This is a genomic window from Paenibacillus sp. cl6col (assembly GCF_900102125.1).
Lineage (GTDB): Bacteria > Bacillota > Bacilli > Paenibacillales > Paenibacillaceae > Paenibacillus_B > Paenibacillus_B suaedae.
In genome coordinates, this window is record NZ_FNAZ01000004.1 from 41,752 (window position 1) to 54,851 (window position 13,100).

11 protein-coding genes and 1 tRNA gene are annotated in these 13,100 nt (G+C 47.0%); 10 read left to right on the forward strand and 2 right to left on the reverse strand.

Features of this window, described 5'->3' with window-relative positions; all coding sequences use genetic code 11:
• The first annotated feature begins 570 nt into the window (after window positions 1-570).
• On the forward strand, window positions 571-1,737 hold the full coding sequence (locus BLS15_RS12110) for a cytochrome P450 (protein ID WP_021252827.1): 1,167 nt from the start codon (window positions 571-573) through the stop codon (window positions 1,735-1,737).
• Between the two features lie 106 nt (window positions 1,738-1,843).
• Here BLS15_RS12110 and clpP read toward each other — a convergent pair whose 3' ends face one another.
• Together clpP and BLS15_RS12120 are read right to left on the reverse strand one after the other, a co-directional pair.
• A complete protein-coding gene (clpP, locus tag BLS15_RS12115) occupies window positions 1,844-2,425 on the reverse strand; it encodes an ATP-dependent Clp endopeptidase proteolytic subunit ClpP (RefSeq protein ID WP_021252826.1) in 582 nt (193 codons plus the stop codon).
• 203 nt (window positions 2,426-2,628) lie between these two features.
• Window positions 2,629-2,703, reverse strand: a tRNA-Arg gene (locus BLS15_RS12120).
• 672 nt (window positions 2,704-3,375) lie between these two features.
• On the opposite strand from BLS15_RS12120, the gene BLS15_RS12125 reads away from it, so the two are divergent.
• The 9 genes from BLS15_RS12125 (at window position 3,376) to BLS15_RS12165 (ending at window position 13,060) form a co-directional block, all read left to right on the forward strand.
• Window positions 3,376-4,425: a sugar-binding transcriptional regulator gene (locus BLS15_RS12125; protein ID WP_021252825.1), complete on the forward strand. Its 1,050-nt coding sequence runs from the start codon at window positions 3,376-3,378 to the stop codon at window positions 4,423-4,425.
• Between the two features lie 41 nt (window positions 4,426-4,466).
• Complete coding sequence (gap, locus tag BLS15_RS12130) at window positions 4,467-5,471, forward strand: type I glyceraldehyde-3-phosphate dehydrogenase (protein ID WP_021252824.1); 1,005 nt, start codon at window positions 4,467-4,469, stop codon at window positions 5,469-5,471.
• 279 nt (window positions 5,472-5,750) lie between these two features.
• Window positions 5,751-6,932 carry a phosphoglycerate kinase gene (pgk, locus tag BLS15_RS12135; protein WP_021252823.1) on the forward strand — a complete coding sequence of 394 codons (1,182 nt, stop codon included), beginning with the start codon at window positions 5,751-5,753 and terminating at the stop codon, window positions 6,930-6,932.
• Between the two features lie 60 nt (window positions 6,933-6,992).
• Window positions 6,993-7,745 carry a triose-phosphate isomerase gene (gene tpiA, locus BLS15_RS12140; RefSeq protein ID WP_021252822.1) on the forward strand — a complete coding sequence of 251 codons (753 nt, stop codon included), beginning with the start codon at window positions 6,993-6,995 and terminating at the stop codon, window positions 7,743-7,745.
• A 1-nt stretch (window position 7,746) separates the two neighbouring features.
• A complete protein-coding gene (gene gpmI, locus BLS15_RS12145; RefSeq protein ID WP_021252821.1) occupies window positions 7,747-9,285 on the forward strand; it encodes a 2,3-bisphosphoglycerate-independent phosphoglycerate mutase in 1,539 nt (512 codons plus the stop codon).
• A 67-nt stretch (window positions 9,286-9,352) separates the two neighbouring features.
• Window positions 9,353-10,639 (forward strand): phosphopyruvate hydratase, encoded by a 1,287-nt coding sequence (gene eno / locus BLS15_RS12150; RefSeq protein WP_021252820.1) that lies wholly within the window; start codon window positions 9,353-9,355, stop codon window positions 10,637-10,639.
• 391 nt (window positions 10,640-11,030) lie between these two features.
• On the forward strand, window positions 11,031-11,372 hold the full coding sequence (locus BLS15_RS12155; RefSeq protein WP_021252819.1) for a PadR family transcriptional regulator: 342 nt from the start codon (window positions 11,031-11,033) through the stop codon (window positions 11,370-11,372).
• 12 nt (window positions 11,373-11,384) lie between these two features.
• Window positions 11,385-12,128, forward strand: coding sequence for a DUF1700 domain-containing protein (locus BLS15_RS12160; RefSeq protein ID WP_036590482.1), 744 nt, complete (start codon window positions 11,385-11,387; stop codon window positions 12,126-12,128).
• A complete protein-coding gene (locus BLS15_RS12165) occupies window positions 12,125-13,060 on the forward strand; it encodes a DUF4097 family beta strand repeat-containing protein (RefSeq protein WP_021252817.1) in 936 nt (311 codons plus the stop codon). Before BLS15_RS12160 ends, BLS15_RS12165 begins: the two co-directional genes overlap by 4 nt.
• The last annotated feature ends 40 nt before the right edge of the window (window positions 13,061-13,100 follow it).

Here is a 13,100-nt window from a genome sequence, read left to right on the forward strand (position 1 = left end):
CATCTGTAAAGCGAGAAATTGAATAAAAGCGGCAATATTCATATTGTAAACGATTCCAATCGGAAATGGAATGACTTCGTAGTGTGTACAACAATTTCTGTAGAGTGGACATTGTAGGTGTATAGCCATTGAGGGAATTGCTTTTTATCTTATTTTAAGGTTCGGTTCAGTTTTCTTTAATGTAACTCTAGTATTCTAACAATGGACCGAATGACAGATGAGTTCTTGCGAAGGAGGGTTGCCGGCAGCGATTACTGGCCTTGGTCAACCGGAGTCTTCCGTTGCACAAGGTGATCCGTTTCATCTTTCTCATGGTTTACAGTTTACCCCTAGAACATATATAGACCGCATCGGCATTGCGCGATGCGGTCCTTTTTTTGTAGCTAAATGAATTGAATTCGGTATTTAACAGATCGACCCGAAGTTGTTTCAGTGCATACAGGCCTAGGTCTATGTAGGTTATTATTTACATATATTAGTTATAATGCAAGATATTATTTCGAATCCCTGTAAATCGAGGAAGAGTTGTGACTGAAGCTATGTTGCATGGTTAAGGAGGGGAGAGGTTGAATGATGAAATGGATTCAAGAGCATGAAGTGCTGCCATTATCTCATTACAAAACTATGCGGTCAGAGAGTCCTTTGTTGTGGTCAGAGAGCTCTCTGTTGCGTTCAGAGAATCCTCAGCTGCTGGGGGGGACGTTCTGGCATGCGTACCGATACGATCATATTAAGAGGATATTTGCTGATTACAATCATTTTTCCTCCGAATTGCGAAGCGAAGACAAGCGGCCGATTGAATACAGCATCCTCCGCACCGATCCGCAGAAGCATAGCCAGCTTCGAACATTAGTCTCACAAGCCTTCACACCTAGATCCATTGAAAAGATGATTCCACGAATTGAAGCATTGGCGGATGAGCTTCTAGATAAGGTGGAAAGCAAAGGACGAATGGATGCAGTTCAAGACTTCGCAGTTCCGCTCCCGATTATTGTAATCGCAGAAATACTCGGCATACCGGTACATGATCGAGATCAGTTTCGAGAATGGTCGGAGGCATTAGTGAGTGGTGACATTGACCGCAATAGCAATTGCCAGAAGGAGATGGCTGTATATTTCGAGGCGATCGCAGAAGAACGCCGCCGTAATCCACAGGATGATCTGATCACTAGGCTTGTGCATGCAACGTCAGACGGAGAACCGTTATCCCCCTTTGAGCTCATTGGGTTTTGTATTTTGCTGCTTGTGGCTGGCAATGAAACGACAACGAATTTGCTCTCTTCTGCTCTAGCGTGTTTCGACAGTGAGCGCATCGCATGGGACGATATTAGATCCGATCGTTCTTTACTGCCTGGCGCTATTGAAGAAGTGCTGCGGTTTACCTCGCCGGTACAGTTAATGTTTCGCCGTGTGAAGAAGGATGTGGAAGTAGATGGCTTGATGTTAACTGAAGGGCAGTTCGTCATGTTGTGGATCGGGTCAGCAAATCATGACGAGTCTGTGTTCAAGCAGCCAGATCTCTTCCATATTCGTCGTCAGCCGAACCCGCATTTAGCGTTTGGTCATGGTATCCACTTCTGCCTGGGGGCCCAACTTGCACGGCTGGAAGCGAGGATAGCGTTGAATGCAATGCTCGATCGTTTCCCGAACTACCAATGTGATCATTCCAAGCCGTTGAAGCGCATCCAGAGCGAGTTTATGTTCGGTTTCGAGTCATTGCCGATCATTCTTACCTAAGTAAACCTAGCTTTTCGTTATTCATGTCAGTTGAAATAAGCAATAAAAAACAGCCTCTCTACATGCAAAATAGATTGCATGAGAGAGGCTGTATCACGTTTACTGTTTACTCTTTGCCAAGAACCTTATCAACCAGACCGTATTCATACGCTTCTTGGGCAGACATGAAGTAGTCGCGATCCGTATCGCGCTCCACGCGCTCAAGTGGTTGACCTGTGCGATCCGCCAAAATTTTGTTCAACGTGTCGCGCATCTTCAAGATGCGCCGTGCGCGAATCTCGATATCGGACGCTTGCCCTTGTGCTCCGCCAAGCGGCTGATGAATCATAATTTCGCTGTTCGGCAGGGCGAAACGCTTGCCCTTGGCACCTGCATTAAGCAGGAACGCTCCCATGGAAGCTGCCAAGCCCACGCAAATCGTAGATACGTCCGGCTTGATGTGCTGCATTGTATCGTATATGGCCATGCCGGCTGAGATTGAACCGCCTGGGCTATTGATGTACAAATGAATATCCTTCTCCGGGTCATCTGCAGCCAAGAACAACAGCTGGGCGATAATCGAATTCGCCACGAGATCGTTCACTTCTGTTCCGAGGAAGATGATGCGATCCTTCAACAATCGAGAGTAAATATCATAGGATCTTTCGCCACGATTCGTCTGTTCAACAACTACGGGTACATAACTCAAGATAACCCCTCCTAACTAATATCATTACACATTCAATATAAAGGACTTGAAACAAAAAGTCAAAGATGGTCAAACTATGTAGAGAAAAAAACATCTTTCGTTTCGCTTCTGCAAAATTCAAGATGTTACTTCCGTGCTTATTCACCTAAATATATGCGTAACGTAGCTTCTTATCCTGTACCAAATAAGGACAGGAGTGTAAATGGCGCGCCCGCAAGGAATCGAACCTTGATCTCAGGCTCCGGAGGCCTACGTCATATCCATTGGACCACGGGCGCATTCATACAAGAGCAAAATTTATTATATAAGAAAGCGTATAACAAAGTCAAGTGAGCGCCACTGAATATTTATTAAAAACGGGAAGTTTGGAAGTGCCCACTGATTAGTGGGATACAGAGATGATTGTATTGGCACCGCAGAAAGGGACTTCGACGATAATTAAGGTTTTAACTTTTAAGGAGGGAACGGTTGAATTCTTTCTATAATAAGTGGACGGTGCCGAATAAGGTGGATGTTGCCCGATCTAAGTGAGCAATGTCGATGGCTAAACTACATGGGGACGTAGAGAGCGAACAGGATGTGAAGGAAAGCTCAAAACTTTTGTAAACACAGGTACGAGCAGGGCATGATGTCCGTCATTAATGTCTATACTGAGGAATGTCTAAAATTTTTGCGGAATATGTATTAACTTGTCGTATTTTGGGTTAATTACATCATAGGCAGTCGTATGCCCTTCTAGATATGTTGTCTGATAATGAATAACTTCGATATTGCTTGCTTATTATAGAAGTTGTTTATAGGCAGAGAATTCGCGGTTTTGGGCGCAAAATCAGGGGTTCAGGATACTTGCAAGTTGCTGCGTTATTCGGTAGAATAGTGGTGGGACAAAAAATGTAGAGATGGGACGTTTTTAGTCCAATGGTTGCTTATGGGAAGCAGGAGTGGAGAGAATGCGTGAGTGGTTAGAAATACAGAAGCGACTTCTACCTGAACTCATTGAACTGTTGAAGAAGCGTTACACCATCCTGCATCAAATCATGTTGTCCGACTCCATTGGGAGAAGAACGCTGGCAACGTCATTGCAGATGACCGAGCGTGTGCTCCGTGCAGAGACCGATTTATTGAAGGCGCAAGGCCTGATTGATTCGGATAACACGGGTATGCGAATCACTGATGAAGGCCGGCAACTTGTCCGGAAGCTGGAATCCGTGATGGGCGAATTGCTCGGGATGCGCCAGCTGGAGGAGAGTATCCGCCAAGCATTCGGTTTGAAGCAGGTCATTGTCGTACCCGGCAATTCGGATGTATCGCCTGCCGTGAAGCAAGAACTCGGGCAAGCGGCTTGTAGAGCGCTCAGCAGCGTAATGGACAAGGAAGATGTCGTGGCGGTGACAGGCGGCTCCACATTGGCTGCAATGGCAGATCAATTGACGAGTTCATCACCGTTGAAAGGCAATTGGTTCGTACCTGCACGTGGGGGACTTGGGGAGAGCTTGGAATACCAAGCGAACACAATCGCATCCACGATGGCGAAGCGCGTAGGCGCTCAGTATCGGCTCTTGCATGTGCCGGATTTGCTGAGTGAGGAAGCGTACCAGTCGCTTAAGCAGGAACCGAACATCCAAGACATTTTGCGAGTAATTCGCCAAGCACGCATTGTCGTGCATGGCATTGGAGAAGCTCTCGTTATGGCGAAGCGCCGCCGTGCGGATGAAGAGACGATCCAGCAGCTGTTCGAAGAAGGGGCGCTTGCAGAAGCTTTCGGGTATTATTTTGACCGAGACGGGCATGTCGTTCATACGATGCTAACACTGGGCCTTCGCCTAGAGGACATCTCTCGTATGGAGGTAGTCATAGCCATTGCTGGAGGTCAGAGCAAAGGAGAATCGATTACTGCAGTACTTCGTGCAGGACACGAAGACATTCTCGTTATCGATGAAGCAGCAGCAGTTGAAGTATTGAAACATTGTGGTCTCGATGTGCCTTACAGGCCGTCTTGAGATATATAAAAAAATTGCGAAGGAAATGGGAGGAATCATCAATGGTTAAAGTTGGTATTAACGGCTTTGGTCGTATCGGACGTAACGTATTCCGCGCAGCATTGAACAATTCAGAAGTAGAAATCGTTGCAATCAACGATTTGACAGACGTAAACACTCTGGCTCACCTGTTGAAATATGACACAACTCACGGCAAATTCGAAGCTACTGTAGAAGCTAAAGAGGGCGCTTTGGTTGTTAATGGCCGCGAAGTGAAAGTATTCGCTGAGCGCAACCCTGAGAACTTGCCTTGGGGCGCTAACGGCGTTGAAATCGTTGTTGAGTCCACTGGTATCTTCACAGCGAAAGACAAAGCTGAAATGCACTTGAAAGGCGGCGCGAAGAAAGTTATCATCTCCGCACCTGCTACTAACGAAGATATCACAATCGTTATGGGCGTTAACGAAGATAAGTATGATGCTGCAAGCCATACAATCATTTCCAACGCTTCTTGCACAACAAACTGCTTGGCGCCATTCGCTAAAGTATTGAACGACAAGTTTGGTATCGAAAAAGGTATGATGAACACAATTCACTCCTACACTAACGACCAAAACGTTCTTGACTTGCCGCACAAAGACTTGCGTCGTGCTCGTGCAGCAGCTCAAAACATCATCCCTACTACAACTGGTGCTGCTAAAGCGGTATCCCTTGTATTGCCTGAATTGAAAGGCAAATTGAACGGTATGTCCATGCGCGTTCCTACTCCTAACGTGTCTGTTACAGACTTGGTAGTAGAACTTAAGAAAGACGTTACTGTTGAAGAAGTAAACGCAGCTTTGAAAGAAGCAGCTGAAGGCCCATTGAAAGGCATCTTGAACTACACTGAAGAGCCATTGGTATCCAGCGACTTCAACGGCGACCCAGCTTCCTCCACTATCGATGCTTTGACAACGATGGTAATCGGCGGAAACTTGGTTAAAGTTGTATCCTGGTACGACAACGAGTGGGGCTACTCCAACCGCGTTGTAGACTTGGCAGCTTTCATTGCAAAAAAAGGTCTGTAATCGCATAGCACTTACAATCAAAGAGGAGTGACCGTTCAGGCCTCCTCTTTTGATCCTTATAGTGCCTAGAGCATATCGAGAACCAGTGCGGACACAGATTTTTAGATATACAGAGATAGAGAGTACAGAGAGAAACCAGAACATACTAACGAACGATATACGATATATAGAGAGAAAGATTTAGATGGAACCCATACAGAACAAGAACACAGAACATACCGAACAACACACCAGAGAGAGGCGTGTGCCGGTGTAATCGACGATAGGAGGAACACGGGGATGAACAAGAAAAGTGTGCGTGATGTAGAAGTTAAGGGTAAGCGCGTATTTGTACGTGTAGATTTCAACGTTCCATTGGAAAATGGTGTGATTACGGATGATACACGTGTACGCGAAACGCTACCGACAATTAACTATTTGGTGGAACAAGGTGCGAAAGTTATTTTGGCAAGCCACATGGGTCGTCCGAAGGGCGAAGTTGTGGATTCCATGCGTCTGACACCTGCAGCAGTACGTCTTGGCGAACTGCTTGGTAAGCCCGTTAAGAAGCTTGACGAGTCAATTGGTGAAAACGTAAAAGCTGAAATTGCAAAAATGGAAAACGGCGACGTTGTCGTGCTTGAAAACGTTCGTTTCCACAAAGGCGAAGAGAAGAACGATCCAGAATTGGCTAAAGCCTTCGCAGAACTTGCGGACTTGTTTGTGAACGACGCGTTCGGCGCGGCTCACCGTGCACATGCATCCACTGAAGGCATCGCACATCACTTGCCAGCCGTGTCCGGTCTGTTGATGGAGAAAGAATTGAATGTACTTAGCAAAGCGCTGACAAACCCTGAGCGTCCATTTACGGCAATCGTAGGCGGTTCCAAGGTTAAAGATAAAATCGACGTTATCAACAAAATGTTGGAAATCGCCGACAATATCGTGATCGGTGGCGGCTTGACATACACATTCTTCAAAGCACAAGGCAATGAAATCGGGAAGTCGCTTGTCGACAACGAGAAGCTTGATGTTGCTTTAGGCTTCATCGAGAAAGCCAAAGAACTTGGCAAAAACCTCTACTTGCCAGTAGATATCGTAGTTACAGATGACTTCAGTGCAGATGCAAACACACAAGTGGTAGCGATCGACAGCATTCCTGCAGAATGGGAAGGCATTGACATCGGTCCGAAAACTCGTGAAATCTATGCTGATGTTATCAAGAATTCCAAGCTTGTTGTATGGAACGGGCCTATGGGCGTATTCGAAATCGAGCCGTTCTCTCATGGTACGCGTGCAGTAGCAGAAGCATGTGCGGAAACTGCTGGTTACACAATCATCGGCGGCGGCGACTCTGCAGCAGCGGTTGAGAAGTTCAAGCTGAAAGATAAAATGGACCACATCTCCACAGGCGGCGGCGCTTCCCTTGAATTCATGGAAGGCAAAGCATTGCCAGGCGTGGTTGCATTGAACGATAAGTAAGAGAGCAAGTAAGGGGATGGCGGCTTCGGCCGCTCCCTTATGCGTAAAGGAGTGAATCGTGTGAGACAACCGATTATCGCAGGGAACTGGAAAATGTTCAAAACGGTATCGGAAGCTGTCGCTTTCGTATCCGAAGTGAAAGGCAAAGCAGAAGTGGAGGGCGTAGAGAGCGTACTCTGCGCACCATTTACAAACTTGCCAGCATTGGTTGAAGCAGTGAAAGGCACAAGCATCAAGATTGGTGCGCAAAACCTTCACTTTGAAGATTCCGGTGCATTCACAGGCGAAATTTCCGGCGCTATGTTGAAAGACCTTGGCGTACACTACGTCATTATCGGTCATTCCGAGCGTCGTGCATACTTCGCGGAAACTGATGAAACAGTAAACAAAAAAATGCATGCAGCATTCCGTCATGGCTTGACGCCAATCGTATGCGTGGGTGAGTCGCTTGAAGAGCGTGAATCCGGCAAAACGAACGACGTGTGCAAAGTGCAAACAGAAGCAGCATTCCAAGGATTGTCTGCTGAACAAGCAAAAGAAGCTGTCATCGCTTATGAGCCAATCTGGGCGATCGGTACAGGAAAATCCTCCACAGCGAAAGACGCGAATGAAGTTATCAGCTACATCCGCAGCGTTGTGAAGGGCTTGTACAATGATGAAGTTGCTGCTGCTGTTCGCATTCAATACGGCGGAAGCGTAAAACCGGAAAATGTACGTGAATACATGGCAGAAAGTGATATTGACGGCGCATTGGTAGGTGGCGCAAGCTTGCAACCAGCTTCCTTCATCTCCTTGGTGGAAGGGGCGAAGTAAGATGTCCGCACCTAGACCGGTAGCACTTATCATCATGGACGGATTCGGACTTCGCGATACACTAGTTGGCAACGCAGTCGCGCAAGCGAACAAGCCAAACTACGACCGTTACATGAGCCAATTCCCTCATACGACACTGACAGCTTGCGGCGAAGCAGTAGGCTTGCCAGAAGGTCAAATGGGGAACTCCGAGGTAGGTCACTTGAACATCGGTGCAGGCCGCATCGTATATCAAGACCTGACTCGTATTACGAAATCGATCCGTGAAGGCGACTTCTTCTCGAACGAAACACTGCTTGCAGCAGTGAAGACTGCGAAGGAGAACAATAAGGCGCTTCACATTTACGGATTGTTGTCTGATGGTGGCGTACACAGCCATATCGACCACGCGCTTGCGATGCTCGATCTCTGTGAGCGTGAAGGCTTGAAGGACGTATACATTCACGCATTCTTGGATGGCCGTGACGTTGCGCCTGATAGCTCCCGCGGATATATCGAAAAGCTGCAAGCCAAAATCGCTGAAGTTGGCATAGGCCGTATCGCTACGGTTCAAGGCCGCTACTATGCGATGGATCGCGACAAGCGCTGGGAACGTGTTGAGAAATCGTACCGTGCAATGGTATACGGCGAAGGCCCGAAATACCGCGATCCAATTGCTGCAGTTGAAGAATCTTATTCCCAATCCGTATATGACGAGTTCGTTATGCCTACGGTAATTGTGGATGAGAACGATCAGCCGGTTGGCTTGGTTCAAGAAGGCGACTCCGTCGTATTCATGAACTTCCGCCCAGACCGTGCGATCCAGCTTGGCCAAGTGTTCACCAACGATGATTTCCGCGGCTTCGATCGTGGCGACAAGTTCCCTAAGAACTTGCATTTCGTTGCGCTTACGCTGTTCGCAGAAACAGTTGGCGGATATGTTGCTTACTCTCCTAAAGAGTTGGACAACACGCTTGGTGAAGTGCTCGTGCAGCATGGCAAGAAGCAGCTTCGTATTGCGGAAACTGAGAAGTATCCGCACGTAACGTTCTTCTTCAGCGGCGGCCGTGACGTTGAACTTCCTGGTGAGAAGCGTGTGCTTATCAACTCGCCTAAGGTAGCAACTTACGACCTGCAGCCTGAAATGAGCGCTTACGAAGTTGCAGAAGCAGCAGTGAACGAAATCAACTCTGACCAGTTCGATACGATTATCCTGAACTTCGCGAATCCTGATATGGTTGGTCACTCCGGTATGCTGGAACCAACAATCAAGGCCGTAGAAGCTACGGATGAGTGCATGGGCAAGGTCGTTGAAGCGGTATTGGCGAAAGGCGGCGTCTGCCTCATTACGGCGGATCACGGCAACGCGGATATGGTATTCGACGAGCAAGGCCGTCCATTCACTGCACATACGACGAACCCAGTTCCATTCATCGTTACTTCGAATGACGTGGAATTGCGCGAAGGCGGCATCTTGGCAGACATCGCTCCGACGATTCTTGACTTGATGAACGTTCCTCAGCCAGCAGAGATGACTGGACAAAGCATGATTAAGAAGTAAGTTTTACAACTTACTTAGATATATAGTAATTTATATATAAACAATCAAAAAAGGAGTTGTACACACCATGACAATGATTATGGACGTATACGCACGCGAAGTGCTTGACTCCCGTGGTAACCCTACGGTAGAAGTAGAAGTAAAATTGGAATCCGGCGGCTTCGGCCGTGCAATCGTACCTTCCGGTGCATCCACTGGTGCTCACGAAGCAGTTGAGCTTCGCGATGGCGACAAAGGCCGTTACGTTGGTAAAGGCGTAGAGAACGCTGTTAAAAACGTAAACGAAATTATCGCTCCAGAAATCATCGGTTACGATGCTCTTGATCAAGTTGCAATCGATAAAGCGATGATCGAGCTTGATGGCACGCCTAACAAAGGCAAATTGGGTGCTAACGCAATCTTGGCTGTATCCATGGCTGTAGCTCGCGCTGCTGCACATGCATTGGATATGCCTTTGTACACGTACCTTGGCGGATTCAACGCGAAGCAATTGCCAGTACCAATGATGAACATCATCAACGGTGGTGAGCATGCTGACAACAACATCGACGTTCAAGAGTTCATGGTATTGCCAGTAGGCGCACCTAACTTCAAAGAAGCACTTCGCATGGGTGCTGAAATCTTCCACAACCTGAAGTCCGTATTGAAGGACAAAGGCTTGAACACTGCAGTAGGTGACGAAGGTGGATTCGCTCCTAACCTTGGTTCCAACGAAGAAGCACTTCAAGTTATCATCGAAGCAATCGAAAAAGCTGGCTACAAGCCAGGCGAAGAAGTATTCTTGGGTATGGACGTTGCGTCCACTGAGTTCTACAAAGACGGTAAATACACATTGGCAGGCGAAGGCAAGTCCTACACATCTGCTGAGTATGTTGACCTTCTTGCTTCTTGGGTTGATAAGTACCCAATCATCACAATCGAAGACGGTATGTCCGAAGACGATTGGGATGGCTGGAAGTTGCTCACTGAAAAATTGGGCGGCAAAGTACAACTCGTTGGTGACGACTTGTTCGTTACAAACACGGAGCGTCTTGCTCAAGGTATCGAAAAAGGAATCGGTAACTCCATCTTGGTTAAAGTTAACCAAATCGGTACGCTTACAGAAACATTCGAAGCGATCGAAATGGCAAAACGCGCTGGCTACACAGCTGTTATCTCCCACCGTTCCGGTGAGTCCGAAGACAGCACAATCGCTGACATCGCGGTTGCAACAAACGCTGGCCAAATCAAGACAGGTGCTCCTTCCCGTACAGACCGCGTTGCGAAGTACAACCAATTGCTTCGCATCGAAGACAACTTGGGAAGCACAGCTCGTTACGACGGCTTGAAATCCTTCTACAACTTGAAAAAATAATTAGCTTGCCGCACAAGCGGCCTGCTGATCCGATAGAAGCCAGACTCCCTTGAAGGGGTCTGGCTTCTTTTTTATGACCCCATATCCATATGTGAGGTAGGCATATTGTGCTCTTCCTTTAATCTACCTTTTACTCTTGCTTGCTTTTCGTACTTGACCTTCTTGTCTTCCCTTATTTCTCTTTGTTCTTACCTGTTCTGATCCTTGTGAAATTATGCTTCACTGCTTCATTCCGACTCCAGTTGGGTTTTACCTAGACCTGAGGCTAGTTTTGGAAATAACCTATTGTGGAACACTATTCCAGGGGATATAATCATCGTGTACTACTAATCAATATACAATACTGAATCATAAATTATAATTCATTACGTTATGAGTGGGGGTGACTTAATTGAAGGAAATCGTTCAATTTAAAAAAGGGGTGCTCGGACTGTGTGTCATGGTTCTCATTAACCAGAGAGACCGTTACGGCTTCGAGCTGGCCCAGCAGATATCCAAGCATGTGGAGGTTGCCGAAGGTGCTCTGTACCCAGTTCTGCGGCGGATGGTTGCGGATGGCCACTGTACGACCTATTTGCAAGAATCTACCGAGGGACCGCCACGGAAATATTATAAGCTTACTCCAGTGGGCAAGGATTATATGAATGAGCTCGTGACCGAATGGGATAAATTTGTGTCGGGAGTAGCCAATCTGCTTACCGAGGCGGAAGAAGAAGAATCCAAGGAGAAGTGAGAGGTGAACAACATGCATAAGCAGTTATTTATGCTGCAATTGAAAATGGGCCTACTGTCGCTTCCAGAGGCGGAGCGCAATGAAATATTAGCAGAGTATGATGCACACTTTGAATTCAGCAAGCAGCAGGGACGAACAGAAGAAGAGATTGCTAGAGAGCTTGGCGATCCGGAAGAGCTTGCGGCCGAGCTGCTGTTAGGTGAGCGAGGGGATAAAGAGGTTGAACGGGAGCCGGTGACAGAGCCGGGGTCGTTTATTCCTAGTCATCAAGGTCAAGCGTCACAAGTGCCTCCACTCTTCGAGGATCCTAGCTTCCTGAAGAATGCTGAGCAGCCGTTAGATTTGAATCGACACTATGGGGAACCGAATCGATATTCTCAAGAGTACGGCGGAATACCGAATACTGCTTACCCACCATATCAGCAGTCCGAAGGACGACGTCCCCGTTCAGCTATCGCCTATGCAGGTACGATCTTTATTAGCATTATGGTTGTCCCGGTTATGTTCGGGCTATGGGCAACGTGGTTTGGGCTTGGTGTAGCGGCAATAGCGTTATTGGCAACTCCTCTTTTGTTCGCATTCAAAATTGGGTTTGGCGGAGAGTTTTATCGTGCAGAGTTGTCGATCGTAGCGATTGCGTTCGGCATTGGAATATTTTTAATACAAGCGATAGTTGTTGTAGGACGTGCATATTTGAAATGGAACCGGATCTATTTCCACTGGGTCGCCTATGAAGGAAGGAGCGAGGTTAGATGAATTGGAATCGTGCAACCATGAATATGGTCGGAATTGTGTGTATCGTGGCAGGGGTTGCGGGCTTGATCTATTACGGCCCAAATCAGCTATTTAAGTCACAACTTCCTTCTTATGAGTACCGTATCTCTGCGGAAGGTTCACAGGATGCATCTGGTCAGGAAAAAGGGGCAGATAAGACATCTGATTACGAATCTCGCATTGATGTAAGGGAGCTTGAGAGTATAGTTATCAATGCGGATTATGGGGATGTTAAGGTAAGCTGGATCAATGATAACAAGAATATGATTGAGTTGAAGGGGCAGGCGCCAGAAGCGGTTATTAATCGAATTCGTGATGTTCAGGCGGAGAATGGAACGCTAGAGCTGAATTTTGAAGACAATGATAATGCAGGATGGTTGAATATCAACATTGGCAATACGCAACGCCGTTATCATGAAATTATCATCCATACATCGGAGAATTTTGTGCTCGACAATTTGTCATCAAAGGTGTCTGCTGGGACGTTCGAAATGACAGGTGGACATATTAAGCAACTTGAAGCATTAAGTAATCTGGGAAGGGTAAAAGTAAAGAACGTAACAGGGGATGTCGTTAAGCTTAGGTCGGACTCGGGTCAAGTGGTAGCAGATAATGTCGATGCGGAGATTGAAGCAAGCTCTTCACTGGGAAGTGTTGAATTGAACCAGACGAAGAAGAATGTTCAGGCTTCAGCCAATGCAGGCTCCGTCTCGATTGTTCAAGCTGCGGCACATCCGATCGATGCGGAAAGCCAGCTTGGAAGCGTGAATATTCGTATTGTTCCTGAATACAACGGGAAGTTTGATCTGAAAACAGAGTTGGGAAGCGTCTCTGCACCGAATGAGAAACATGGAAGCGATATGGTTATAAAGGTACGGACAGAAGCGGGCAGTATAAAGATTGTCGAAAAATAGTATTGGCTCCTCGGAAGATTCATGTGAATCGGTTATAATG